20 protein-coding genes are annotated in these 24,986 nt (G+C 45.1%); 13 read left to right on the forward strand and 7 right to left on the reverse strand.

Annotated elements, in window-relative coordinates; all coding sequences use genetic code 11:
- Positions 1-245: 245 nt before the first annotated feature.
- A complete protein-coding gene (bglX, locus tag MARGE09_RS05925; RefSeq protein ID WP_236986428.1) occupies positions 246-2,489 on the forward strand; it encodes a beta-glucosidase BglX in 2,244 nt (747 codons plus the stop codon).
- Between the two features lie 82 nt (positions 2,490-2,571).
- A complete protein-coding gene (locus MARGE09_RS05930) occupies positions 2,572-3,048 on the forward strand; it encodes a DUF3010 family protein (protein WP_236986429.1) in 477 nt (158 codons plus the stop codon).
- A 353-nt stretch (positions 3,049-3,401) separates the two neighbouring features.
- Here MARGE09_RS05930 and MARGE09_RS05940 read toward each other — a convergent pair whose 3' ends face one another.
- Entirely contained in the window at positions 3,402-4,322 is a 921-nt protein-coding gene (locus tag MARGE09_RS05940; protein ID WP_236986430.1) for an integron integrase, read from the reverse strand.
- A gap of 227 nt (positions 4,323-4,549) precedes the next feature.
- Between MARGE09_RS05940 and MARGE09_RS05945 the strand changes: the two genes are divergently transcribed.
- Positions 4,550-5,782 (forward strand): ISL3 family transposase, encoded by a 1,233-nt coding sequence (locus MARGE09_RS05945; RefSeq protein ID WP_236981837.1) that lies wholly within the window; start codon positions 4,550-4,552, stop codon positions 5,780-5,782.
- An 860-nt stretch (positions 5,783-6,642) separates the two neighbouring features.
- On the opposite strand, the gene MARGE09_RS05950 is transcribed toward MARGE09_RS05945, so the two are convergent.
- Together MARGE09_RS05950 and MARGE09_RS05955 are read right to left on the reverse strand one after the other, a co-directional pair.
- Positions 6,643-7,710, reverse strand: coding sequence for an IS91 family transposase (locus tag MARGE09_RS05950; RefSeq protein ID WP_236984858.1), 1,068 nt, complete (start codon positions 7,708-7,710; stop codon positions 6,643-6,645).
- Positions 7,707-8,609 carry a tyrosine-type recombinase/integrase gene (locus MARGE09_RS05955; RefSeq protein ID WP_236984857.1) on the reverse strand — a complete coding sequence of 301 codons (903 nt, stop codon included), beginning with the start codon at positions 8,607-8,609 and terminating at the stop codon, positions 7,707-7,709. The genes MARGE09_RS05950 and MARGE09_RS05955 overlap by 4 nt, the downstream gene beginning before the upstream one ends.
- 237 nt (positions 8,610-8,846) lie before the next feature.
- Between MARGE09_RS05955 and MARGE09_RS05960 the strand changes: the two genes are divergently transcribed.
- From MARGE09_RS05960 to MARGE09_RS05970, 3 genes are all read left to right on the forward strand, one after another.
- Positions 8,847-9,473, forward strand: a complete 627-nt coding sequence (locus tag MARGE09_RS05960; RefSeq protein ID WP_236986431.1) for a hypothetical protein — start codon at positions 8,847-8,849, stop codon at positions 9,471-9,473.
- A 17-nt stretch (positions 9,474-9,490) separates the two neighbouring features.
- The gene (locus MARGE09_RS05965; RefSeq protein ID WP_236986432.1) at positions 9,491-9,901 is read left to right on the forward strand and encodes a DUF4288 domain-containing protein; all 411 of its coding nucleotides are present in this window, start codon (positions 9,491-9,493) and stop codon (positions 9,899-9,901) included.
- Positions 9,902-10,015: 114 nt separating this feature from the next.
- Positions 10,016-10,360 (forward strand): GNAT family N-acetyltransferase, encoded by a 345-nt coding sequence (locus MARGE09_RS05970; RefSeq protein WP_236986433.1) that lies wholly within the window; start codon positions 10,016-10,018, stop codon positions 10,358-10,360.
- Here MARGE09_RS05970 and MARGE09_RS05975 read toward each other — a convergent pair.
- Positions 10,357-11,589, reverse strand: coding sequence for an ISL3 family transposase (locus MARGE09_RS05975; RefSeq protein WP_236986434.1), 1,233 nt, complete (start codon positions 11,587-11,589; stop codon positions 10,357-10,359). The two genes, MARGE09_RS05970 and MARGE09_RS05975, sit on opposite strands and share 4 nt — an antisense overlap.
- Positions 11,590-11,926: 337 nt before the next feature.
- Between MARGE09_RS05975 and MARGE09_RS05980 the strand changes: the two genes are divergently transcribed.
- From MARGE09_RS05980 to MARGE09_RS05995, 4 genes are all read left to right on the forward strand, one after another.
- A complete protein-coding gene (locus MARGE09_RS05980; protein ID WP_236986435.1) occupies positions 11,927-12,862 on the forward strand; it encodes a DUF4238 domain-containing protein in 936 nt (311 codons plus the stop codon).
- Positions 12,863-12,952: 90 nt separating this feature from the next.
- Entirely contained in the window at positions 12,953-13,993 is a 1,041-nt protein-coding gene (locus MARGE09_RS05985) for a transposase (RefSeq protein WP_236986436.1), read from the forward strand.
- A gap of 631 nt (positions 13,994-14,624) precedes the next feature.
- Positions 14,625-15,416 (forward strand): hypothetical protein, encoded by a 792-nt coding sequence (locus tag MARGE09_RS05990; protein WP_236986437.1) that lies wholly within the window; start codon positions 14,625-14,627, stop codon positions 15,414-15,416.
- A gap of 538 nt (positions 15,417-15,954) precedes the next feature.
- On the forward strand, positions 15,955-16,503 hold the full coding sequence (locus MARGE09_RS05995) for a TetR/AcrR family transcriptional regulator (protein ID WP_236986438.1): 549 nt from the start codon (positions 15,955-15,957) through the stop codon (positions 16,501-16,503).
- 178 nt (positions 16,504-16,681) lie between these two features.
- Here MARGE09_RS05995 and MARGE09_RS06000 read toward each other — a convergent pair whose 3' ends face one another.
- Positions 16,682-17,068, reverse strand: coding sequence for a diacylglycerol kinase (locus tag MARGE09_RS06000; protein ID WP_236986439.1), 387 nt, complete (start codon positions 17,066-17,068; stop codon positions 16,682-16,684).
- Positions 17,069-17,549: 481 nt separating this feature from the next.
- Between MARGE09_RS06000 and MARGE09_RS06005 the strand changes: the two genes are divergently transcribed.
- The 3 genes from MARGE09_RS06005 (at position 17,550) to MARGE09_RS06015 (ending at position 22,410) form a co-directional block, all read left to right on the forward strand.
- Positions 17,550-19,148, forward strand: coding sequence for an inorganic phosphate transporter (locus MARGE09_RS06005; protein ID WP_236986440.1), 1,599 nt, complete (start codon positions 17,550-17,552; stop codon positions 19,146-19,148).
- A gap of 292 nt (positions 19,149-19,440) precedes the next feature.
- Positions 19,441-21,027 carry a lipase family alpha/beta hydrolase gene (locus MARGE09_RS06010; protein WP_236986441.1) on the forward strand — a complete coding sequence of 529 codons (1,587 nt, stop codon included), beginning with the start codon at positions 19,441-19,443 and terminating at the stop codon, positions 21,025-21,027.
- A 594-nt stretch (positions 21,028-21,621) separates the two neighbouring features.
- A complete protein-coding gene (locus tag MARGE09_RS06015) occupies positions 21,622-22,410 on the forward strand; it encodes a putative porin (RefSeq protein WP_236986442.1) in 789 nt (262 codons plus the stop codon).
- 273 nt (positions 22,411-22,683) lie between these two features.
- Here the strand turns inward: MARGE09_RS06015 and MARGE09_RS06020 are convergent, their stop codons facing one another.
- Both MARGE09_RS06020 and MARGE09_RS06025 read right to left on the reverse strand, forming a co-directional pair.
- Positions 22,684-23,493: a FecR family protein gene (locus MARGE09_RS06020; RefSeq protein WP_236986443.1), complete on the reverse strand. Its 810-nt coding sequence runs from the start codon at positions 23,491-23,493 to the stop codon at positions 22,684-22,686.
- Between the two features lie 379 nt (positions 23,494-23,872).
- On the reverse strand, positions 23,873-24,973 hold the full coding sequence (locus MARGE09_RS06025; protein ID WP_236986444.1) for a hypothetical protein: 1,101 nt from the start codon (positions 24,971-24,973) through the stop codon (positions 23,873-23,875).
- Between the last annotated feature and the right edge of the window lie 13 nt (positions 24,974-24,986).

Genomic DNA, 24,986 nt, shown 5'->3' on the forward strand with positions numbered 1-24,986 from the left:
AAACAGTGCGTGTTAACTGCGATAAATAGACACTTTTAGTGCCAGAGCAAAGGTGGCACCTGCTGCTTTATAGGCTTTGCATTGTGCCGCAGGCCTTGCCAGTACTGGCTTTTAAGGTCCCACACTGTGTTAGAGCAAAGTGGCACGGCATTTTTTTCGGCTCATGTATTGTTTTACTGTTATTGAGGCGACATTCCCCTAAAGCCTTGTAATATGGCCCTTACGTTTTAGTAAAGGGTACCCCAATGAAAATAACAACACTCCTTGCTGGTTGCATTGTTGGCGCTAGCAGCGCGGTGGCATTTGCCAAGGCGCCGGCACAACCTGCCGATATTGATCAACTGCTTAAGTCGATGACGCTAGAGCAAAAAATAGGGCAGTTGCAGCAGTCTCACATAGAAGAGGCCGCAACCATCGCCGATATTCCACAATCCGTTAAAGATGCTATTCGCCAAGGCAAAGTGGGTTCGTTTTTGAATGCTAACTCGCTAGTGGTTGCCAACGAATTGCAGCGCATCGCGATAGAAGAAAGCCCCAACGGCGTGCCACTGTTATTGGCGCGCGATGTTATTCACGGTTATAAAACGATTTTCCCTATTCCATTGGGCCAAGCGGCAAGCTGGAACCCCGAGGGTGTAAAGCAGGGCGCCCGCATAGCAGCCATAGAGGCATCGGCCGATGGTATTCGCTGGACGTTTGCCCCCATGATCGATATTTCACGCGATGCCCGTTGGGGCCGAATTGCTGAATCTTTTGGTGAAGACCCGTACTTAACATCGGTAATGGGCGTGGCCTCTGTCGAGGGCTACCAAGGTGATGACTTATCAGACCCTACCAGTATTGCCGCCACGGCGAAGCACTTTATTGGTTATGGCGCCGCCGAAGCCGGCCGTGATTACAATACCACCTACATTCCCACACCATTGCTGCACAACCAGTATTTACCCCCTTTTGAGGCGGTAGTTAAGGCCGGCGCAGCTTCTATTATGTCGGCGTTTAACGATTTGAACGGCATTCCCGCATCGGTAAACCGCTACACCATGGATACCATACTGCGCAAAGAAATGGGCTTTGATGGTGTGCTAGTCAGCGATTGGGACTCTGTGATTGAGGCGGTAGTACACGGTGTGGCTGCCGATTTAAAAGAGGCCGCCTTAATGGCTTCTAAAGCCAGTTTAGATATGGAAATGGTCAGTACGAGCTTCCAAAATAATCTTGCCGCGCTAGTGGCAGAAGGCAAAATCACCGAAGCCGAAATTAACACCAAAGTACGCCGCATTCTGCATTTAAAGCAAGAGCTGGGTTTATTCGAACAGCCCTATACCCAGGCTTCGCGCCAAGCGGTAAAAAACAGCGCCGAGTTCCGCAAAGTTGCGCAAGATGCGGCAGCAGAATCCTTAGTATTACTGAAAAACGACAACGCTATTTTGCCGCTTAAGGCGGGCCAAAAAATAGCGCTAATTGGGCCACTAGCTGATGCCGCTCACGACCAAATGGGTACTTGGGTATTGGATGGCGAAAAGAAAAACTCGGTGACTGTTTTAGAAGCCGTTAAAGCCGAGGCCGGTAAAATACGCTATGTCCGCGCACTGGAGCATTCGCGTTCGTACGATACTGACGATTTTAAAGCCGCCGTTAAAGCGGCTAAAAAATCTGATGTGATTGTGTTTGTAGGTGGTGAAGAGGCCGCATTATCGGGCGAGGCGCATAGCCGTGCTGGCATTCGCTTACCTGGTGCGCAAGAGCAACTGATTAGTGCGCTTAAAGCCACAGGCAAACCTTTGGTGGTTGTATTAATGGCCGGGCGCCCCATTGAGCTACACAATATTCTGCCCAGCATAGATGCATTAGTCATGACCTGGCACGCAGGCAGTTTAGCCGGCCCAGCCATTAGCGATTTACTGTTTGGCCACATAGAGCCGGTAGGCCGCCTACCGGTGACTTGGCCTAAAGTAACGGGCCAGTTGCCTATGTACTACAACCAAAAGAATACTGGCCGGCCGCCAACTTCGCGCCCCTTTATTTTTATGGAAGATTACCCCATCGAAGCTAACCAGCATTCTTTAGGCCACGCGGCAACCCATATGGATATTGGCTTTGCACCGCAATTCCCGTTTGGTTTTGGTTTGTCGTATTCCACAGTAGAGTACGGAAAAGCCAGCAGCCAAAAAGCGCGCTATGCCCGCAAAGACACCTACACCTTTAGCGCAGAAATTGCCAATACCGGTAAGCGCCCAGTTACCGAGGTGGTGCAGTTGTATATCCAAGATGTGATTGGTTCGGTAACACGCCCAGTTAAAGAGCTAAAGCACTTTAAGCGCGTAACACTGCAGCCAGGTAAAAAACAGGTAGTTAGCTTTACGCTAAAAGCAGAAGATTTAATGTTCTTTAACGCCGATGCTCAGCGTGTATTCGAACCAGGCTTGTTTAGGGCTTGGGTTGCCCCCCATGCCGAAGCTGGTGAAGCGGTTGAGTTTACCATCCAATAAGTGTGGTTTTTAGGGATGCACAAGGTGGTCTCGCATTGCGAGTGAATAGGCTACAATACGCCGCATTCAATAGTGTGATTAAGTGAGTTTTACCATGATTGTATGCGGCGTAGAAATTAAGTCGAACGAGGCCGTTGTGTGCCTGCTAACCTATTCGGATGGCGTATTTAGCCTGCCCGATTGCCGCGCAACACGGGTGCCTTTGGCCAGCAATAATGGCGCCGAGCCATTAAAGGCATTCCAATCGACTTTTGCCAAGTTAATGGAGGATTACAAGGTTGCCCGCGTTGTTATTCGCGAGCGCCACCTAAAAGGCAAATTTGCTGGTAGTACTGTAGGTTTTAAATTAGAGGCCGCCATTCAGTTACTGGATGGCTCGCCAGGTTTAAACGGCGAACCCTTAATAGTTGATACCTTCTCCCCGTCCGAAATTAAAACCGCACTTAGCGCTTACCCCATGCCCGTGCGCTTTGAAGATACCGAATTAAAAGCGTTTCAGGAAGCAGCCTTTACGGTGGCTTACGCTTATTTGGTGGCAGACGAGGAAGGCGAGGACTAGTTTCATTTCAATAGCGTTAGTTTGATTTTAAAAACCCCAGCTTGCTGGGGTTTTTTATGGTTTTGGAAAAGTGAGGGGGCTGTATGGTGAGGCGGTTCCGGCATAAACCTCTGTGGGTTTAGCCGCTAGGTCATTGCTTAGATATCAACTGGACTGGTAACGCCTCGTTCGTGTAAGCCTATAACGTGGGTGTAAATTTGGGTCGTGGATAAATCGTGAGGCCTACAAGGACGTAGGTCATACTAAAAATGCACGGAGCAATTTTAAGTGCCCCATCATTTCTTGGATGCTGCGGATGTCGGTGCCGGCTCTTAAAAGATTGAGTCGCTCTTATGCATCCTGCATCCGCGACATTAGTGCATCCCTGCACGTCGTGGCGAAACTGTGACTAATGTATGAGGCCTACAGGGATGTAGGTCATGATAAAAACGCAGGAGCAGTTTTAATTGAGAACCGGCTTTTTTGTAGATGCCGGCCTGGTCAATAGCCACCCTGACCTGTCGTTGTACTTGTTGGTCGCTAATGTGATGGCGGCGCACGATGTTGCTACGCGGGTCTAGTGAGCGTTTTTGTGCCGGAAAAATGTATTGCCATGCGGGCGATTTAGCGGCGTTGGGATATTTTTTATCTAATGAGTGGGGTAAGTAGACCGCGCCCAAACCATTGGTTAAATCCTGCCGGTGAATAAGCAGAGCCGATTCTATCTGCTCCTTCAGTGCCGGCTTTATGGATTCTGGCAACAAAGTGCGGCGCCATTTTAGGCCTTTACCGTCACGGACTACGATGCAATTATTGCCAAAGTCCACATCCTGAATCCGCAAACGACAACCTTCCGATATCCTTAGCCCGCTGCCATACAAAATTCTAGCCATCAGCTGGTACTGTCCCGTTAAGGCATTGATGACTGCAACCGCCTCTTGGTGAGAAAACACGGTGGGTATTGTGCGTGGTCGGTTACTAGGCACAAAATCTAACTTCCCAACGGTTATCTTTAAAAATTGAGTGTACACAAAGACAATGGCGTTAAGGGCCGATTTCTGAGTGTTAATCGCTAAGTTTCGTTTTAATACAAGGTGGCTTAAGTACTCGTCAATGGCCTGATCGTTAAGATCCTTGGGGTGCTGCATTCTGTGAAAACGTATGTAATCTGCCATCCAGCGGCAATAACTCTTTTCTGTGGTGTAAGCCATCTGTTTGCTGCGGATAAAAGCGCGCAGTTGATCCATAAAGCGGGTGGGTTGGCTGGGGAGAGGAGGGCGGATGTCAGTTATCATAGCTTTAACTCTTTATCTGTCTATATAGCCAGTATTGCAGCGGTCTTCGTGCTGATCAATATTTGACCGATAAGCGGCAAAATATCTTAATATCCTGTCTGACTGAATATTAAGATATGTTGGTTGACCAGGGGTCTTCTCCGCTTTAGTGAGGTAAAAAGAGATGCTAAGACCCGCCATATCCGTTGAAATGTAAGGTTCTCACGCCACTACACTTAAACGAATATATGAGCCTTAACATCTCCAGCAAAATTTTGAGCCTTCCTGGTCAGCGTGTCAAACAAGTTCAGCATGACTTGGCCCTGCAAAGATTGACTATACACTGCAAGCGAGACCGTCGTTATAGAGCGATTGACCCGTCAAGTAATGAGGCGGCCAACATCAACCGATACTTGCGCAGAACGATCCGTGATGTCCCTTTGTGTGGCTTCGAGTGCTATTTGGAAGTTGAGCTCGCTCAAGTTGTGACGACTTGCGGTAGGCGTCTAATGGAGGCTTGCGAATTTGTCGATACAGGCAATCGCTATACTCAAAGATTTTGCCAGTTGGTGAGCGGATTGTGTCGCCATATGAGTATCAGCACGGTCAGTCGGCACCTAAAGCTACGATGGGAAACGGTGAAAAATATGGATAAATTTCACCTAGAGAAAACGTTGCCTGCACTTAATCCTGAAAAATTAATTGACTTAAAATATCTTGGGGTCGATGAAGTCGCTAGAGCCAAAGGCCATGATTATATGACGGTGATTTATGACATGGAATCCGGTCATTTAATTGGCGTTGAGACAGGCCGTAAAGCCGAGGTGTTGACAGCGTTTCTAAAGCGCTTACCAGCACAAACCGCTGAAAACATAGAGGCGGTAGCCATGGATATGGGGCCAGCCTATCAAAAATCGGTACGCGAATGCTTGCCTAATGCTGACATTGTTTTCGATCGGTTTCATGTGATGCAAAACTACAGTAAAGCCATGAGCAATCAGCGTAGGATCGAGTTCAGAAAGGCGGATCGCGCAGGCAAAGAGCAGCTTAAAGGTACCCACTACCTGTTGTTAAAAAATGCCGACAAGTTAAATGATAAACAAGCCAATAAACTCCAGACATTGCTCGAAAATAATTCCAATATCAATACACTTTATATACTCAAAGAGCAGCTCCAAGCTTTGTGGAATGCAGGGAATTATGACGCCATGATGAATGCATTGGAGCAGTGGTGCGACATCGCGGAACAGACGAATATGCTCTATCTCAAGAAATTTGCAAAGTCACTAAGGAAGCATAGCGTAGGCATTTGTAACTACGGAAAACACGGGCTGACTAGCGCCAGAATTGAAGCCGGCAATGTCAGCATTGGCATGATTCGCAAGCGAGCAAGAGGCATCAAGGATACCGAGTACTTCAAGCTAAAAATAAGGCAATCATCGATGCCTGACGAGCAATCCATGTTCTATGGAAGCCACTAGATCACCTCACTAAAGCGGAGAAGAGCCTTGACCAGTTTTTAAAAGCAATAAGAATCAAAGGGTCGTAGCGTTTTATTGTTGATCGGATATTATAATATTCGGTCTTGGTATGACGGTATATTTCTGGGTTTAGATGGGGTAGTATCGCTGTAAGATACGGGAGGCGGGGTTTTGACCTTTTTTCTCGTGAAAATGTCGGCCGAGAAAAGTGTCTGACGGATATACAAATGTTAGGGTATCCGAAATTTTGGACTCAAGTGTAATCGAAAAAATATATAGATACGCACTTATTGGATTATTAGCATCCATCCCTTTGGGGATATTGGTGTCTGCAGCTTTTTATGACGGACATGTAGAGCCGGCTTGGCGAATATGGTTTCTCTGTCTAGGTTTTTACTTACCAATTTATGTTTGTAGATCTGAATTTCGGGGAGTAATTACAGCTAAGTTCAGTGAAGTTATGCGGGAAGAAAACCCCGTCGGGTTTCGGGTGGTACAGGGTATTTATATCATATTATCGGTATTCATATTTTTGGCAGCTGTGCGTTTTTTACCCTAACGAACAAGGATAGATTGCGCGAAGCCGCAATCTTATCCAGTTGTTGGACAAGCCCGGCATCGAAGGGGTCTTATTTAGTAGAAAGATAATTCAGGTTACATCTTGTCAAAGAATTTAAAGGTCTAAGTGTGTCGTTTAATATAGCGTGACTTAGGCCTTTGATGTTTTAGGGTGTGGCGTTGCGCCTTTATTGATGCTCTTTAAGCTTCAAATACGGTCTAATTATAGCCATTATTAATTTCCATGCGAGTGGGTACCCCAGCGGCGCCGGTATCGATTAACTTATCTCCCAATTGAATCTCTAGGTTGTTTTCATAAAGCGAAAATTTATAGGTATACGTTTAGGTTGAATATCGATGATTCGGCTGGGCTGCTGGCATTGCCAGCATCGAATCATGGGTTTTATTTTCTCGACTAGCATGGGCAATTTTATACCGAGTAAATATTGGATAAACGTCAGCTTCTTTTTGGCGTTGTGATGTAAAAAACCATAATCTCGCACTCGCCGAAATCGTCTCGGTAGAATATGCGTAAGTAACTTCCAGATAAAATCCTCACCCGCCAGTGTGCGGGTTGCATTTTGATTCGTTTGGCTATCTTTATATCTGAATGTCACGGTCTGCTCGTCAGAATGCGTAATGTTTTTCTGGCTAATCACACCTTTGTAAAGGTAGCGCGAGAGATATTGCAGAGCCGGTAGGCCTTTGCCAACATGTTTGACATTAACCACCCATTTTTCAGGTATGTTATTCGGCAGCTCAAAGCACTCTTCGTGCAGCGCATAGAGAATTTTACCTCGAAACATTTTGGCGATAACATCGCCATGAATAAGATAGTTTGAATCACTACGCTTAAAGGCCTTTCCTCTATTGATTAATGCCGCACCGGGAATAACGACATGCAAATGCGGATGGTATTCAAGCCTTCGCGTGTGCGTATGCAAAACCGCAGTCATGCCAATATCCCCGCCCATGTGCCGCGTATCTAACCCGAGTGTTTTTAGTGTATCCACGGCACACTCGAAGAGCAGGCTATAAAGCCTATGTTGATTGTGAAACGCTAAGTGACGTAACTGATCGGGCAAGGTGAGTGTCACCATGAAATAATCAGCAGGAATTAACTTTTGTTTTTGGCGGTTTAGCCAGTCGGTCGCTGAATTATTTTGGCATTGTGGGCAACTGCGATGGCCGCAGCTAAGCGGATGTTGTTGCCTGCTCTGGCAGTGTGTGCATTCACAGGTAAAGTGCCCGCAATGTTTTTTACAGGCGGTTATCGCATCAAGCGCGCGTAAATGGCTGGGTAGTAATTGATGTCCGTATTTTTCTAAAAAGGGCCGTCGAAATTGTTCGATAATGTTGGCGAGGTTCATTTTTTACCTCGCAAGCTATCAGGGATATTAATTTTATTGGCCATTGTGTTAATGGTTTTGGTGGCGTCTTGCTGAATGGTTTTTGTTAGTTGAATGTAGAGTGCGGTAGTGCGAGGATCCTCGTGGCCCATTAGCCGTTGTACCGTGGTGAGGGGAAGTCCAGCCTCAATTAGGTGGGTGGCATAACAGTGCCGCATAGTGTGCGCAGTGATGCGTTTATGAATACCCGCCGTTTTCGCCGCTTCGCGCACTGCGCGTTGTACGCTGCCGCGATCCATGGGGGAGTTAGGCTTATTTTTCTGTTGGCTAGGAAAAATCCATTTGGGGTGTCGGTGGGTTGCCCAAAATGCGCGCAATACGTGATACGTTGCGTCAGGTAGTTCAACGTATCGATCTTTTTTACCTTTGCCTAGGCGAACATGCACGCGGTTGTGCTCACGATCAATATCAGAAACGCTTAACCCAAGCGCTTCGCTGATGCGCAAGCCCATGGAGTATGCGGTAAAACAAAATACCGCATACTGGGTTTTGTGAAACTCGCCAATCAGCCGGTTAATCTCATTGGTGGATAGAATGTCGGGGAGCGTTTTCACTTTGGGTGGTTTTGTAATCAGCACCCAATCCCATTCTACATCCAGAACTCGTTTCCAGTAATGAGTTAGCGCATTGCGATCGAGTTTAATAGTGCTCCAAGAGTGGGTTTTCAGTAGATCGGCAAAGTACTGCTTGAGGTCATCTTTATCAAGGCGAGCATCGGGACACTGATCAAAATATTCGGCGACACGACGTATGCCTCTGGTGTAGGCGTCAATAGTGACCTCAGAGTAACCTTGTAGCTTTAATTCGCGAAGGAATTTGGTGTATAGTTGATCGAATTTGCGGGTTTCTCGTTTGTTCATAATAGATTCCTTTGTGAGGCCCTTTCAACATGAAAGGGTTAAGTAATCTATCGGCAGCGGCGAGAAGCCCCTTTAATCTGCCGCGTAGCGGCTTGGTTCAACCAAGCCATCATGCGGACAGCTTTTCCGTCGCTCGTTTTTGCGGCAAAAAAGACTGCCACAAAAACAACCAACTACAAAGCTGCTGCATATGGCGGCGTTAGGGTATTAGGGCGATCTTTGGAGTCACTTAATTAAATGTCTGATAACGATGAAAAACATTGGAAGTTTATAATTTCTATCTCTGTAACTGTGATACTCGCTTTCTGCGGTTACTTATACACGTGGAATCAAGCCCGGAATGATGCGCAATATAACGCACAGCTTGAGCGTGTTAATAGCCAACTCAAAGAATTTTATGGGCCTCTTTATGTTCTAACGGAAGCTGAGGAGTTGTCTTTTGAGCAGTTTCTTAAGCATACAAGACCTAATCAAGGTCGTGCTTTTTGGAATGTAAATAACCCACCAAATGAGGAGCAAAAGAAAGCTTGGCGACAATGGATTAGCGCAGTGACAATTCCCAATTATGAGCGCATGGAATTAATAATTTTACAGCACTCAGATCTCATTATCGAAGATGACATCCCGAAGCCATTGCTCGACTTGTCTTCACATATTGCAGGCTATAAGCCCGTTTTAGCGGCGTGGAAGGGAGGTGATTATTCGAGGAATTGGTCATTTACCAACTTTCCTCAAGAGGTCAGATCTCACCTGAAAGAACGTTATGTTTTTCTAAAGAACAGGCAGCGTTCGTTAATTGGGCTGGTGACAGCAAGCAACCCTAACAAGCTAATGCATCCGACCGCTAAAGCGGCGGCTGATTAGTGCGTTAGGTACCAAAAATGGATGACCAGAGTATCCCTGGTAGAAACAAAAGCCCATACGGTTGGTGGGTCGCAACAATTATAGAGAGATTTCAATTTGATGATGAGGATCTTGACAATATGCGTAGGCGCTGTCGAGCCTTTTCAAATGTTGTGATATTAAAAGCTGACGATAGAGAGCATGCTTATCGCAAGGCCATAGAATATGGAAAGTGTGGTATCGAGGATAAAAGTGACTGGTCAAATGGCAAAGGTCGTAAAGGTCGCTGGATATTCGAGGGGTTAAGCAGTCTTATACCTGTCTATGATGAGCTTGACCCTAATGGTACCGAAATACTGTTTGATGATGACGATGGTATAACTGTTGGTAGAGTTAAGTCTTGGATTCGTAAAAAAGAAGAGCTCGAGGCTTTTGATGACACTGAATAAAGTACCTAACCAAGCAATCTTGCGGAACTCCGTGAGCTGTCACCTTGTTTGCAAAAACACGCAAACAAGCCGCCATCCCACTCCGTCGCGCAAATTGCGGCGTTAGGTATTATCATGAACTACTCCTCTTCCGATGATATTGAAAAATCGCTAGACTTAACTGAGCAATTAATGCTTGGCTATTACAGAGAATATGATCTTGTTTGGGATAGAAACAAGCGCAGAGAACTTTTAAGCTCAGCAGAGCATTATCACATCTCGGATGGAAATATTTTTGTTGGTTTCTTTGCGTTTTTCAAAAATGATGATCATATCTATGTTTGTGATCTGCAATTAACACCAGAGCATCAAAATAAGGGTGTGGGCAGTGCTGTAATGCAGCATATTATTAGTATTGCGTCATCATTCGGTTTAATGTCTATAAAATTGGCTCTTCTCCGCTTTAGTGAGGTGATCTAGTGGCTTCCATAGAACATGGATTGCTCGTCAGGCATCGATGATTGCCTTATTTTTAGCTTGAAGTACTCGGTATCCTTGATGCCTCTTGCTCGCTTGCGAATCATGCCAATGCTGACATTGCCGGCTTCAATTCTGGCGCTAGTCAGCCCGTGTTTTCCGTAGTTACAAATGCCTACGCTATGCTTCCTTAGTGACTTTGCAAATTTCTTGAGATAGAGCATATTCGTCTGTTCCGCGATGTCGCACCACTGCTCCAATGCATTCATCATGGCGTCATAATTCCCTGCATTCCACAAAGCTTGGAGCTGCTCTTTGAGTATATAAAGTGTATTGATATTGGAATTATTTTCGAGCAATGTCTGGAGTTTATTGGCTTGTTTATCATTTAACTTGTCGGCATTTTTTAACAACAGGTAGTGGGTACCTTTAAGCTGCTCTTTGCCTGCGCGATCCGCCTTTCTGAACTCGATCCTACGCTGATTGCTCATGGCTTTACTGTAGTTTTGCATCACATGAAACCGATCGAAAACAATGTCAGCATTAGGCAAGCATTCGCGTACCGATTTTTGATAGGCTGGCCCCATATCCATGGCTACCGCCTCTATGTTTTCAGCGGTTTGTGCTGGTAAGCGCTTTAGAAACGCTGTCAACACCTCGGCTTTACGGCCTGTCTCAACGCCAATTAAATGACCGGATTCCATGTCATAAATCACCGTCATATAATCATGGCCTTTGGCTCTAGCGACTTCATCGACCCCAAGATATTTTAAGTCAATTAATTTTTCAGGATTAAGTGCAGGCAACGTTTTCTCTAGGTGAAATTTATCCATATTTTTCACCGTTTCCCATCGTAGCTTTAGGTGCCGACTGACCGTGCTGATACTCATATGGCGACACAATCCGCTCACCAACTGGCAAAATCTTTGAGTATAGCGATTGCCTGTATCGACAAATTCGCAAGCCTCCATTAGACGCCTACCGCAAGTCGTCACAACTTGAGCGAGCTCAACTTCCAAATAGCACTCGAAGCCACACAAAGGGACATCACGGATCGTTCTGCGCAAGTATCGGTTGATGTTGGCCGCCTCATTACTTGACGGGTCAATCGCTCTATAACGACGGTCTCGCTCGCAGTGTATAGTCAATCTTTGCAGGGCCAAGTCATGCTGAACTTGTTTGACACGCTGACCAGGAAGGCTCAAAATTTTGCTGGAGATGTTAAGGCTCATATATTCGTTTAAGTGTAGTGGCGTGAGAACCTTACATTTCAACGGATATGGCGGGTCTTAGCATCTCTTTTCATCGCACTAAAGCGGAGAAGAGCCATAAAATTGTCCGTCTTTAAGTCCAATAGCGTCGCAATGCATCTTTATCGGCGTATTGGTTTTGTTGTGTCGGAAGAGGGTAAAATGGTTTATCGACTTAGCTATGAACTTACCTAACAATCGCAACCAGCCGGAAATATTTTCCGTTCCTTGTTTTGCGGTCTACGCTACGCTACCGCAAAACAATCCACTCCAAATATTCCGCTGTTGCGGGCGTTATATGGAGCGAGAAAGTTGATCTATGCCTGAAAAAAAGAACCAACATTTAGTTCCAGCATGTTATCTAAAGAATTTTGAAGCTGATGTTGCAAAAATGCAAAAGCTAAACCCAAATTTCTCTCGTGGTGTTTATGTAAATAACAATAGACTTTCCGATAAGTGGAGGCTGAAATCCGTCAATAATAATATCTTTACGAAATCATATTATTATACGTTACATGATGATGACGTTAGACAGCCAATAATCGAGAATTTTTTATCAAAAGTTGAAGGCGATTATGCCAAATATAGTAGTCAAGTAATAGGTGGTAACATCAATAACGAAAATCTATCATTCTTATCTTATTTTGTAACTCTACAGTTTATAAGAGTTGATAAGTTTATTGGTAGTGTTCAAGGCTCTTGGAATAAAGTCGCTGGCTGGATGGATGACTTTGAGGGTACGGATCATTACAAAGATGCACTAAAAGATATTGTGAAAAGAATGCTGCCTGAAGTCGACCTTGGAGGTATAGTTCATCCTTATGCTAAAATTCTCTTGAACAAAACCAATTTCCCATTTATAACATCGGATAGTCCTGTCGTAAGGAAGGATATGAATATCACCGATGCATATAAAATAATACCACGGCGCTATTTGAGAAACACTACAAACGAAAGTAAAGAGTACCCATGTTTTTTCCTACCTTTAAGCCCCAATCTGGCATATATATCCCTTGAATTAATTGAACATTCAAATGAATTGGTTTATTCCTATGAAGACTTGGAGAATATATTTTACTTGAATTACAACACAATCATAAATTCACACGAACTTGTTTACTCACCGATTGAAGAGCCAATGAAAGCTGAGCGTGAGTTATCGGAGTACCTATCTAGAAAAGTTGCAACTTTTGTAAAAATATATACAGAGACAAAACGTATAATTGAGGGTGGCGCTATTGTGGCCAATGAATAATTTGGGACACCCCAAACACTCCGACGAGCGGCCTAGCATTAAAAGGAAGTTTTGCTATACCTAAATGAGAGCTGCTTGTTGGAGGTTGCCGTGACTAAGCCCAGAAAGTTAATCATGTCGTTGGATCAAACCTCTTGGTACCACTGCTATTGTAGGGCGGTGCGTCGTGGTTGGCTATTTGGGGAGGATAGTTTAACAGGTAAGGATTATTCGCATCGTAAGGTGTGGGTAACGGATAAATTAGCTGAACTAGGCGATATTTTTGCGATAGATGTGGCGGCTTATGCGGTTATGTCAAATCACTACCACCTTGTGCTGCATATGGATAAGCCCAAGGTCGATGGTTGGAGTGATAAGACTGTTATTCGCCGTTGGATGAAGCTGTTTAAAGGCCATGACTTAACGCTTAAAGTCTTGAATAATAAAGTGTTAAGCCAAGCCGAACAGTGGAAGGCCGACGAATTAATTGCTGAGTGGCGCAGTCGATTATGCGACATTAGCTGGTTTATGCGTTGTTTAAATGAACATATCGCACGACTCGCAAACGCGGAAGATAAATGTACTGGCCGTTTTTGGGAGGGCCGCTTTAAAAGCCAGGCTTTACTCGACGAGCAGGCGATTATTACCTGCATGGCATATGTCGATTTAAACCCTGTGCGCGCTGGCATGGCGGAGCTGCCAGAAACCAGTGACTTTACGGCCATTCAACAGCGCATTCAGTCTTTGAATAAACCCGCTAAAACAGCTAAAGATAAAGATAAAAAGCCCGTTAGGTTGGCCAATTTCTGTAAACCACCTAAAAAGAATCACCTTCCCACTGCCGATTCTGCAGACCAAGGGCAGCGTTCTACAGGTGTTATTCCCTTTTACTGGCGCGATTATCTTGAGCTCATCGACTGGACGGGGCGAGCTATTCTGCCCAATAAGAGTGGCGCCATCGCACTTGCATCGCCTAAAATATTACAGCGTCTAGAAATTGGCGTGGATGACTGGCTAGAAAATATGCCCCGTATTGAAAAAGACTTTCATCACTGTATTGGCCGCTGTGATTCCATAAAACCTTGTGCAGAAAAGCTTGATCAATGCTGGGTTAAAGGATTAGGCGCTGCCCGGCGATTGTTTGGTTGTTAGAAACTACTCCGTTGTGCCGATACCATAGGCCCCATTATGTTGGTGGGTTTGTATTTGATGTGTAATCGGCATCTCTCCACGAAAAACCATCTCTTTTTCGAGAAAAATTGTATTATTACTCAATCGTGATATCTACAGTTTGAGCTCGTCGGTGGGCATTACACTTTAAATAAATTAGTTTTGGGTGTCCTGTAAAATTTATGTAGGATTAGGAAAAAGCGCCAAGGAATATCCCTTGCGGTTATTTTTATGGATGTCCCCAATTGACAATTTTCCCAATTGCCATTGCCTATAAATTAAGGGGGCGGGGTGGTGTATACATTAATAATTCTATTCTGTTAAAAATTGTACATTTTGTGCAGGCGTCACAGTGTTTTTTCAATGGGTGTGTTGTAATTATCTTAGAAACCGTATTTGAATCATTAACGCCTACGCAGCCCCTTGGCGCACCTCGCGCGTGATAAAAACGATTCGTTGCCAATAAGATGACCAAACATGTTTACCGCATGCCATGTATCCCTTGGGAATTCGCATTTGTTTGATTCTCAACTGCGGTTTTCGGAATAATTGTGGTTGTGGGCTGGGGATTACTTGGCAATAGAGTGTATTTTAGTTTTATAGGGAGAAAAGTATGAGTAGTTTGAGAAGCGGTGTATTTATTGTGGTATGCGCCTCAACTTTGTTAGCGTGTGATGGAGGGGAGGTTCCTCTGAGTTGTAGTGGTTTGGATGGGCGAACGTTTATCTCAACTCAAATAGCGCCAAACATCCATGGTGGTTTTTCTGGTCATATTACAATAATGTTTTCCGAGGCTACTGCTGAGATAAATACCGGAAGCCCAACAAGTCTTTCCGCAGACTACCAGTGCCAATATAATCAATTATCATTGTTTATTGGTGATCAGCCTGAGCAGAAAATCACAATCAATCCAGCTGGCTTCGAGGCGCATATCGAAAATATTGGTTTGCAGCTATTTGAAGCCCTGCCTAGAAATGTTGAAGCAAGCTGTCAAATTCCCCACGGTACCGCCTTATTGGCCGATCACCCGTCACGCGCTCCCTTTGATTATTTGATTTTCCATGCTTTTCAATCGAAGGTTGATCTTCAAAAAGGAGGTTTTTTGGAAACCTATGAGGTGGACTGCGATACGGGCAATTTACACTTTCATAAGAACTTTTCTGATGAAAGCCCTATAGAATCGGTTATTAAATACGAAGGCTTTGATGTTAGTGAGTACTCGCTTGATTATCAGGGGCATGATGTTGCGTACAAAGAAACAGAGGGTGGGTTTGGTAACTGCCTACAAGGCGGGGACCCCGTTTGTGCAATGACGCCAAACGGCGACTATTTGGTGTTTCCAAATATTTGCTCGGTTATGCAAGTTAAGGCAATAGAGCTTTCCGCCTCGCAATGTTCGCTGTGAGCTAATGCTGTTGATTAGTCGTCATAGAAAGGCCAGAGTATATATGGGGTCTCATTCCCGCCAACCATAATATGGTCGTCTCTAAAAATAGTGATTATTTTTGTGAGAGCGTTACACTTAAATACTCGGCGTAACCATCAGCCCCGAGATGGTCTTTGTTGCCCAGAATGGTTTTTATGCAATGCAGAAGTGCTTGCCTGTCCTTACGCTCTCAAAAAATTACGATGAAGATGGGGTGCGCACTCAAATTTCTGCCGAGACGGCTGCTCCAAAAAATTTATTACCACGTATTTGTTGTAAAAATCCGAGCAGCCGCGAGTCTAATGCGTGTGGGCTATTGGCTGGTTATGCTTTGTAATATCATGGGCATCTCTAAAAATGCACTTTTTCCGTGATAGCTGCGTCAGCTCCGTCCTCGAGTCCTCATTTACACCACGTAAACTGCGGCTCTCCGGGCGGTGCTTCTTTGCTCGCACAAAAAAATTACTATTTTTAGAGGTGCCCTCATGTTAGTAAGGTGTATTTTAGGGGAGGTACAATGGCTTGGGCGGAACAGCATAAAATTCAGTCGCGCGAACGTATTGTTGATAGCGCGGCGCAGCTATTTACCCAGAAAGGTTTTGACTCGGTATCAATTGATGAGGTAATGCAGCTTGCGGGTTTAACACGCGGTGCTTTTTATGCTCACTTTAAAAACAAAGCGCAGCTATATCAATGTGCGATTATTGCAGGGGCTAAGCAGGCCAAAGTTGTGCTGGAAAAAGCTGATAATTTTGATGCGCCGAGCATGGCTGAGCACTACTTACGCATTGGTGATGTTAATAACCCTTCAAGTTTTTGCCCGCTCGCTTTTTTTGTAACAGATATGACCCAGCGCAATAGTGAAATTCGCAGTACTTATACGCAAGCGCTTAAAGGCTATATTGAAATATTAGAAAGCATGTCGCTGTCCCCGAATAAAGCAAGGCAAGCTTCGGTGATGATGATTGGTGGTTTGGCTTTGTCGCGAGCAATTACCGATGAGGTATTACGTGAGGAATTATTGCAATCGTGCTTAGAGGCCGTTCGTTTATTGGTTGACGGTTAGGTATTGCAATCCCTTGGGCGTGCTTTTTAAACTTAAGGGCGTGTCTAAAAATGCATTTTTTCCGCTTAACCATCCACGGATGAAGGATATGCAGAAAGTTGCCTGGAGCCACTGCTGTCCTTGTTCTCGCAAAAAAACGACTATTTTTAGAGGTGGCCTAATGGTGCTTTTGTGATTGTTATGTCATAAATTTGCTATATAGCGCAGCCAGCCACAGTAGGGTAATAAAACTAAGTGCAATAACCACCGCCGCCGAACCGATATCTTTGGCGCGGCCAATCATTATGTCGTTATTTAGGGTAATGCGGTCGGCTAGTGTTTCTATTGCAGAGTTTAAAAGCTCGGTCAGTAACAAAATACACAGTGCTGCAACCATTACGCTCCAGTGTGCTAAAGACTGCGCTAAAAAAAATGTGGTCGGGAAAAGGACCATTGTGAGTATGGCTTCCTGCCTAAAAGCCGATTCAAAGCGCCAAGCAAATTGTAGCCCCCGCAAGCTGCATAAAGTTGCATTAAAAATACGCTTAATGCCGGTGCCGTTAGGTTTATTGTATTCTTTGGCCATGGTCATCCTATTTAAACAATCGTGTGTTAAGAGGCTTGGCTTTGCTCGCCTAGGGCTGCTGGGTAAGCATTTCAGTCGGCGGGCATTGGCTATTAATAATACTTTGCTCGTCTTTTTTAAGCGAGGTTTCTATCGTAAAAACTGGTGGCAAGCTATGGCTGTAATATCGGGCGAAAGTTGTTGCATTAAGGCGCCGATGGAGGCTGGTTTGCGCGGGTTTTGTCGTTGGCGGAGCCTATATTTGGGGTGTGGCCAGTGCCCCTTGGGCTTATCGGTTGCGGGTAAAAAGCGCAGTGCATCACTATTGAGAATGCCGGTTGGCTTGATCTTGGTAAAAATGTTTTGATTGTGGTGTTTTTTTGCTCAAAGTAATAGGCAGTTACTATTATTGGCTCGCTCTGGTTGTAACAAAACCGTAATATACGCACCTTTTGTGATCCAACTGGTAACGGTGATATACCAAATACCATAGGTGCCTAATATGAATAGTTCTGACAATACCTCATCCCAACCCGCGCTAACGCCAGCCGAGCCGGCATTGAATGACATCAATATCGGCCATAAGTCACGCTTGGGCCTGTCCTTTGCGTTTATGGTGCTGGTACTGGGTATTACCTATATGGTTATGCCCAGTACGCTGCACCCACAGCTACTGATATTTGCATCTTTAGTGGGTGCTTATATGGCGCTGAATATTGGCGCTAACGATGTTGCAAACAATGTAGGCCCAGCGGTGGGCTCCGGCGCGCTTACGCTTGGCGCGGCTATTGTACTGGCGGCCATTGGCGAGGCGGCGGGCGCATTAATTGCCGGCGGCAATGTGGTTGGTACGATTAAGTCTGGCATTATCAACCCCGAGCTAGTGCACGATGCGCAAACTTTTGTTTGGTTGATGGCGGGTGCTTTGGCCGCAGGTGCAATTTGGCTAAACTTTGCGACCTGGATGGGAGCACCCGTATCTACAACGCACTCTATTGTTGGGGGCATTTTAGGTGCAGGCATTGCTGCGGGCGGCTTTGCTATAGCCAACTGGGGCAAAATGGGCGCTATAGCCGCCAGCTGGGTGATCTCGCCGGTTATGGGTGGTGTTATTGCTGCAACTTTATTAATGTTTATTAAGCGCGCGATATTGTATCAAGACGATGTAAAAACAGCGGCGCAGCGCTACGTGCCTTGGCTGGTTGGTTTGATGGCATGGGCATTTACCAGCTACCTGTTGACTAAAGGCCTAAAGAAAATATGGCACCCCAGCGCACCCGAGGCGTTTGGCTGGGGTTTGGTGGTGGCTATAATCGCTTATTTTCTCACACGCAAACGCTTACTCAGCATTGGCGATCGCATCGAAAGCAGCATTGCGGGTGTCAATAAACTTTTTACGATTCCACTGATTTTTGCTGCAGGCTTGTTAAGTTTTGCACACGGCGCCAACGATGTTGCTAATGCCATTGGGCCATTGGCGGCTATTACCGAAGCGTTATCGTCGGGTGAAGTAGCGGGTAAGGCACCGATTCCATTGTGGGTAATGCTGATTGGCGCGGCAGGCTTGGCGGTAGGTTTAGCGCTATTTGGCCCTAAGCTTATTCGTACTGTAGGTGGCGAAATTACCGAGCTTGATAAATCCCGCGCTTACTGCATTGCTATGGCGGCGGCCATTACCGTGATTATTGCATCGCAGCTAGGTTTGCCGGTTAGCTCAACCCATATTGCTTTGGGCGGTGTTTTTGGTGTTGGCTTTTTACGCGAGTACTTAAAAACGCGCTATGCCAGTAAATTGCACCAAGCACTGGACGATCACACGGGTGAGGCGCGTGTGCAAATTGAAGAATATTTAAAGCAATTCCAGTCGGCCAGCGTTGAGGATATGCGCGCGATGCTTAAAAAATCTAGCGTGCAAACAGCCACATTGCCTATTACCGAAAAAGAGCGCAAGCGCTTGAAAAAAGTATACCGCCAAGAACTGGTAAAACGCCGCCACCTTTATAAAATTGCTGCCGCCTGGGTTATTACCGTGCCGGCTTCTGCATTACTTGGTGCGATGATGTTTTTTATGTTGCGCGGTATGTTAATGCCTGTGGCTTAAATACCTAGCTCTATTCCGGCAATAAAGCCCTAGCGTATTTGCGCTGGGGCTTTTTTGCTTATGGCTTGCATTTTTACGTGATTCGCAGCCGGCGCTGTTGTAGTTGCCTGTATTAGAAAGGGCAATATCGCGGGGTGTACACCCCGCAGCTATCGTAGTGGCATCATGCGCAATTGCTTACGTAGTTGCTGCGATACCGAAAGCAGGTTGCGCAGGGCATCTTGCTCGGCTGCATTGATCCTGTAAACTACTTCGTCGAGACTAAATGCTCTTTTTTATCAGTAGATGTCCAATGACTTTATCAATGTGCCTTAGGTTGTTTTTTCTTGTCCTATTGATTATGGGGGTAAGTGCTTGTACCTATCTAAAATATGCTGCGGTTCAAAAGCACTATGCGCGTATTCAGAATATAGACCCTAGTCAAGTAAATCTTAAGCATATGCTAGATCGAGATACCTATTTCGTTTATGGAAAGATAATCAGTGAAAATGGCTTATATGCCAATACCGAGATGGCTGTTGCCGCGTATTCTGATAAATTTAAAAAACGCGAGCGTGTCGATACGATGTTTTTACGCGGGACGGGCACCCACTACGGGCTTAATCTACCGGAAGGTAGGTATTCAATTCTTGTATTTGCAGATATTAATAACAATAAAATATTCGAAAATACTGAAGTTGTCAGTAAAAATGAAGTCAATGTAAATAATGAACTGGCGCCAGATAAAATTCTAAGCCGCACCAATTTAAAACTTAGCTATGCACAATCAATTAAAACGCTTTCCGCAATTACTCGTAAGCACGCTACCGAATTAAGCACTTCATTTTATTATCCCACGGGTACAATTCGATCTATTAACGACCCTATATTCGACGATAATATGTCGATACTTGGCATGTACGACCCAGCATCCTTTTTAGAAAACGCGCCGACAATGTTTTATGCCTTAGAAGAAGATACCTCTTACAAGGTACCTGTCATTTTTGTACATGGCATTGGTGGCAATATTCGCTCGTTTAGCCCAATTATTGAAAAACTAGATCCTCAGCGTTTCAAAGCATGGTTTTTTTACTACCCTTCAGGGGGCGATTTAGATCAACTTGCCAGCTTTTTTTACGATATTTTTCTTTCTGGAAATGTTATTGGTGTAAATGAAATTCCGATGGTGGTTGTTTCGCATAGCATGGGAGGTCTCGTCGTACGCGAAGCGCTAAACAAATATGAAAATAAAGCGGGAGAGAATAAAGTTAAAATATGGGCAAGTTTGGCCAGCCCTTTAGGTGGGCTTAGCTCAGCAGAAAAAGGCGTGAAGCATGGCATTATTGTGCTTCCTTCATGGCGAGACTTAAATCACAATGGGGAATTTATTTCCAGGCTTTACCGAAAACCCCTGCCTGATTTTGTAGATCATAGCCTTTATTATGCCTATGAAGATTCCAATAACAAGGAGGCCGGTGATGGCGTAGTCCCGTTAGCTAGTCAGCTCCATGCTTCCGCAAAAGCCGATGCATATAACACATTCGGTGTTCATGGTTCGCACACATCAATACTTGAAGATAACGCAGTTATTCAAGATATACTCGCAGAGGCTTCTCGCGTCAAGAATATATTCCCAGACAGTCATTTAGAGATAATAGCAAAGGGCGGTTTTGATATTGGCCCATATAAAAATTATAGCCCGCGCCTCCAGCATGCTATTCAGAATATAGGGAAATATGTTATTGCGTTAGCCGACGGCGACATCCAGCCGTTTCATCCTAAGCAAAAGGTGTTTTTACGCGTGCTTGAAGGGGAGGCCGGAGTCGGTTCGGCTATTGATAAGGAGTATGCTCGCTTTGTTTTGGAGTACAGAGAAAATCTTAAAAGGGAACAAGAATAGAGCTTAGGTTAAATCTTTCACTTTTTACTCGTGCTGCCGAAATGGGGGCGCAGCAAGGTGCACTACTTTAATAAATTTAAAAGGTTGTTTATTTGTCACGCTGTTAACGTTTGGTATGCAATGTTAACGCAGCTGCCGGCCCCATTTATCTGCTGGGCAACTATGGGTCCATTCCCTTTGCAAGATACCGCTAAGCCAACACTCTAGGCGCCTCTGTTAGAGTAACAGTCATCACTTTGAAATAGTCGTCGCAAAAGTTGCTGGGATTTTTCTAGGGGTAAGCTACCTCCTAAGGGTGCGCGCGGGTTAGCTTCCGCGCGAATTGCCTGCACACGAGGGGCTTTATTTGGCAATATTTGCTTTTCGAAACGACTCAAACAGCACGCTTTTGCGATATCTGTTCTGGACTAATGAGCGGTCTGTAGCTCTGGCATTCACATTATTTTTTTAAAAGTTTTTAGTGGCAAATATGTGCGTGTTAAGCTTGTATTCAGGTAATGATTTAAACCCAAATTAATGCATACCTGAGTATTGACTTGTTGGAATATTATGGTGAAGTGCGCGACTTAAATATTTCTCAACAAGGAGTTCAATATGAAGAAAATTTTAGCGATTGCAACACTCAGTGCCGTTAGTTCATTGGCGTCAGCAGAAAGTTATCAGTTCTTGGGTGGTCTTGGTTATTCAGATACAGACTTGGATGGTGTTGATGAGTCGAAAATCACGGCTACTGGAACTTACTACTTTTCTGGTCAAGAAACTGTTGGTCCTTTAGATCAGTTTGCTTATATTGACGACACCACAAATCTTCGTGCAAATGTTGAAAGCACTGACGCTGCAGATGAGTTTGTGATTGGCGGTTCATATTACTTTGACCGTTTTGCGGTAGGCCTGGATTACACCGATTCAGAAGATTCCTACAGCACCCGTCTACATGGCGATTTCTTCTTCATGGATAACTTAAAAGCAAGCCTTGGTTATAGCATGCCAGAAGAAGGTGATGATGTTGTAGATCTTAGCTTGCAATACGATCACAGCATTAACGAAACTGACTATATTGGTTTTACTGTTCAATATATTGACACAGATGAAGCGACCGTTAATCTTTCTACAAAATACTTGAACGCATTTGAAAACGGCCAGTTCTTAGTGTTAGAAGCCAATATTGTTGACACTGACGACACTGCGTTTGATGCTAAAGCAAAATGGTACTTGAACAAAAATACCGGCTTTTTGCTTGGCGCTAACGACGAAGATCGTGTATACGTTGGTGTGACTCACTTCTTTAATACCAATTTCGCACTTGATGCCACCATTGGTCAAGATAAAATTGGTAATTTGAGCTACAACTTCTATGGTTTAGAAGCTGTTTTACAGTTCTAATTCTAGCTTTAATTAGTTGATGTTTTTAAAGGGAGCTTTTGCTCCCTTTTTTTACGCTATTTGATGGTTCAACTGCGGTTTCTAGAATAAAGACTAAGTGTTTTTGAAAAATTATAATTCCACTTCTCTCATTACCATCAACTAGTTGTTTCTCGACCAACTCTTCTGAAAATTAAGCCTTTTAATCTCGTGGGCTAGCGCAAAACTAAAGCCTCTCTTTTTTGGGTGTTCGATATGGTGAGTAATTTGGCTTTCCGCCTAAATTGATATGGTTTAATCGCCATGCTGATCACTTACGATAAACTCCCTTCTGTGTTCGTCTAGTTCCAATCCGATATTCGAAAACTTTACCGGAAGGCCCAGGCTGATGTCTTTAGCGTTTAGGCTACCGGCACTGAAGTGACGTAATTTTACCTGCTGTTTTATCTCTTGCGATGCGTAAATGATTTCTTTGCCCGTAATGCGCGAAGCCCATTGGAGCAGCTCTTCGGCTGAGGCATTGTAGAGGTTGAAGTTGGCTATGGTGCTGAGTGTCCATTCCCAGTATTCGTCGCTTTTGGCCATATGCTGGGTTTGAGTATGACCGGTATTATCCAGTGTTACGGCATCACCTAGCCCGCCGGAGGTCGATGCATAGAGTACGCCGTGGGGGCTGGTAATTTTTGTGGTGCCTTCACGCATTGTTATGTGGAGTGCTTTAGGCGTAATACTTACATCGTATTGCGTGCCGATATCGGTAATTTCGGCAAAGGGGGTGGTCACAGTAATACTGGTGCTTGGCGCGGCGGCATCAATGTAGGCTCGGCCGTTATGAATATAGATGCCTTGATCATTTAAGCTGATAGACGTATTGGCATCTAAAATGAGTTGCGTTGCATTGTGTAATGCGATGCGAACCTGGCTGTCTTTGTCGGTTGTTAATGTGTCGCCTTGGTAAAGGGTGGCAGCGGTATGGCTTGGGTGTTTGTTCCGGTAAAAGTCACCATGCCCCTGCGTAATTGTGGCAACGGCGGAAGGCGCTGGGGTGGGATAGAGGCGAGGCACTATCGCGAGCACCGCTATAACAATAATGGCTGTGATCATACTGCTTAGAAGCCAATTGGGTTGGGGGGCTTTTGGTTTTGGTGTTACGGAAGGGGGGAGAGTTAAAACCGGAGCTGCTGCGCGCTTTGTTGGCGGTGGTACAGCGCAAGTTGGGGCGGTCGGTTGCGCTGGGTTATTCGCGGCAGTTGTGGTAGGTGCCGCAGCAGAGCGCCACCCTACTTTTAAGGTAAATTGTCTGAGGGTGGAAGGCTTTTCTCGGCTAGAGTACATCATGGGCTTTAAAGCGTTACATCGGTGAAGGGTAATTAAGGTGTCAAGCTTAACAAGGACACTGTTTGGGTCAATGTTAACGTGTGATTCTTACCGAATTATTATGCTGTAAGCCCATGCCGGAAGAGTTTGCCGGCTTTGTAGCCGATTAAAGAGGGAGCATTGTAAAACTGCTGGCGTTGATAAGGTCGTTGAGTGGTAAGGCGATAATGGTTGAATAATCGATGCTGCCATCGTCGTCGTAATCAGCCGAAAGGGTCACTTCTTCAGTATTGGTTCGATCGATAAAAAGTTTACTGCCTTCGGATTCAATTAACAGTCGGCCTTGTACATCATTATTAACGGTACCCATGGGCTCTATGGTAGATATGGTGTAACGGTATTGTTCGTTTTCCATATCGGCAATAACAGTGCCGTAGATATAGATCAGGTCTTGCTGATTTGATTGCTCGAGGACTATTCCAAAGCGATCGTATTGAATGGTGGACGCCTGCGAGCCGTCGGGATTATTGATGGTGCCGTTGGCGGCAAACATTGTTCTTGTGTTGCTGCTATCCGCATTACTTTGCGCGCTAATACCAAATTCGCCATCTACCCAATACGTTGCAGTGGCAGTATCGGATAGCACTGCGTGGGAGTAATCGTTAAGGTTGGCGAGTAAATCGGCGCCACGCTCAGAGGTGTGTTTGTCTACTTCGAAGCTGGTGGTAATTGCAATGGAGCCGCCTTGCACTGTTAGGTCGGTAGTGTTTTGAGTGGCGCATTCTATAAAATCTAGCGTGATGGCGGTTTCTACCGATGTGCTAACGTCACTATCGTAAGCTTGAAAAGGCTCACGCTCAATGTTTACTAAACCACCAGCGGAGCAGTCGTGAATTTCTGTATTTACTGGCGTATCGAGCGAAAACATTTGTAGGTTTGAATCGGTTTGCAAGGGGAGGTCTCCTGTTGGAGCAAACCCTTGATCTGTTTGGGGGTATTGCACTGTTTGCTGGCCGATATCAATGGGGAGGCGCGGGAATGTCGATAGCGCTACTTTGGATAACGTAACAGCTTGCGCATCACTAATTGCGGGGCTCGTGGTACTGTTTGAGGCTGCTTCTGCATGAGAGGTATTGTTGCTTTCCCCACCACAGGCTGCGAAACCGGCAACGCATAGGCTTATAGTACAGAGCTTTAGCCATTGTTGGTTTCGCTGCAAAGTGTGTTGTAAATACTCTACTAGCTTGTGCTTTGTGGCCTTGCGCATATCTTGATTCCTT

It is taken from the genome of Marinagarivorans cellulosilyticus (genome assembly GCF_021655555.1).
GTDB classification, from domain to species: Bacteria; Pseudomonadota; Gammaproteobacteria; order Pseudomonadales; family Cellvibrionaceae; genus Marinagarivorans; species Marinagarivorans cellulosilyticus.

Excerpts from the sequence above, each read along its gene's own strand:
- MARGE09_RS06000 (WP_236986439.1), bottom strand. The coding sequence starts at position 17,068 with ATGGCCAAAGAATACAATAAACCTAACGGCACCGGCATTAAGCGTATT.
- MARGE09_RS05970 (WP_236986433.1), top strand. The coding sequence starts at position 10,016 with ATGAACTACTCCTCTTCCGATGATATTGAAAAATCGCTAGACTTAACT.
- MARGE09_RS05955 (WP_236984857.1), bottom strand. The coding sequence starts at position 8,609 with ATGAACAAACGAGAAACCCGCAAATTCGATCAACTATACACCAAATTC.
- MARGE09_RS05995 (WP_236986438.1), top strand. The coding sequence starts at position 15,955 with ATGGCTTGGGCGGAACAGCATAAAATTCAGTCGCGCGAACGTATTGTT.
- MARGE09_RS05945 (WP_236981837.1), top strand. The coding sequence starts at position 4,550 with ATGAGCCTTAACATCTCCAGCAAAATTTTGAGCCTTCCTGGTCAGCGT.
- MARGE09_RS05975 (WP_236986434.1), bottom strand. The coding sequence starts at position 11,589 with ATGAGCCTTAACATCTCCAGCAAAATTTTGAGCCTTCCTGGTCAGCGT.
- MARGE09_RS05990 (WP_236986437.1), top strand. The coding sequence starts at position 14,625 with ATGAGTAGTTTGAGAAGCGGTGTATTTATTGTGGTATGCGCCTCAACT.
- MARGE09_RS06010 (WP_236986441.1), top strand. The coding sequence starts at position 19,441 with ATGACTTTATCAATGTGCCTTAGGTTGTTTTTTCTTGTCCTATTGATT.
- MARGE09_RS05940 (WP_236986430.1), bottom strand. The coding sequence starts at position 4,322 with ATGATAACTGACATCCGCCCTCCTCTCCCCAGCCAACCCACCCGCTTT.
- bglX (WP_236986428.1), top strand. The coding sequence starts at position 246 with ATGAAAATAACAACACTCCTTGCTGGTTGCATTGTTGGCGCTAGCAGC.
- MARGE09_RS05980 (WP_236986435.1), top strand. The coding sequence starts at position 11,927 with ATGCCTGAAAAAAAGAACCAACATTTAGTTCCAGCATGTTATCTAAAG.
- MARGE09_RS06025 (WP_236986444.1), bottom strand. The coding sequence starts at position 24,973 with ATGCGCAAGGCCACAAAGCACAAGCTAGTAGAGTATTTACAACACACT.
- MARGE09_RS05965 (WP_236986432.1), top strand. The coding sequence starts at position 9,491 with ATGGATGACCAGAGTATCCCTGGTAGAAACAAAAGCCCATACGGTTGG.
- MARGE09_RS06005 (WP_236986440.1), top strand. The coding sequence starts at position 17,550 with ATGAATAGTTCTGACAATACCTCATCCCAACCCGCGCTAACGCCAGCC.
- MARGE09_RS06015 (WP_236986442.1), top strand. The coding sequence starts at position 21,622 with ATGAAGAAAATTTTAGCGATTGCAACACTCAGTGCCGTTAGTTCATTG.
- MARGE09_RS06020 (WP_236986443.1), bottom strand. The coding sequence starts at position 23,493 with ATGATCACAGCCATTATTGTTATAGCGGTGCTCGCGATAGTGCCTCGC.
- MARGE09_RS05950 (WP_236984858.1), bottom strand. The coding sequence starts at position 7,710 with ATGAACCTCGCCAACATTATCGAACAATTTCGACGGCCCTTTTTAGAA.
- MARGE09_RS05960 (WP_236986431.1), top strand. The coding sequence starts at position 8,847 with ATGTCTGATAACGATGAAAAACATTGGAAGTTTATAATTTCTATCTCT.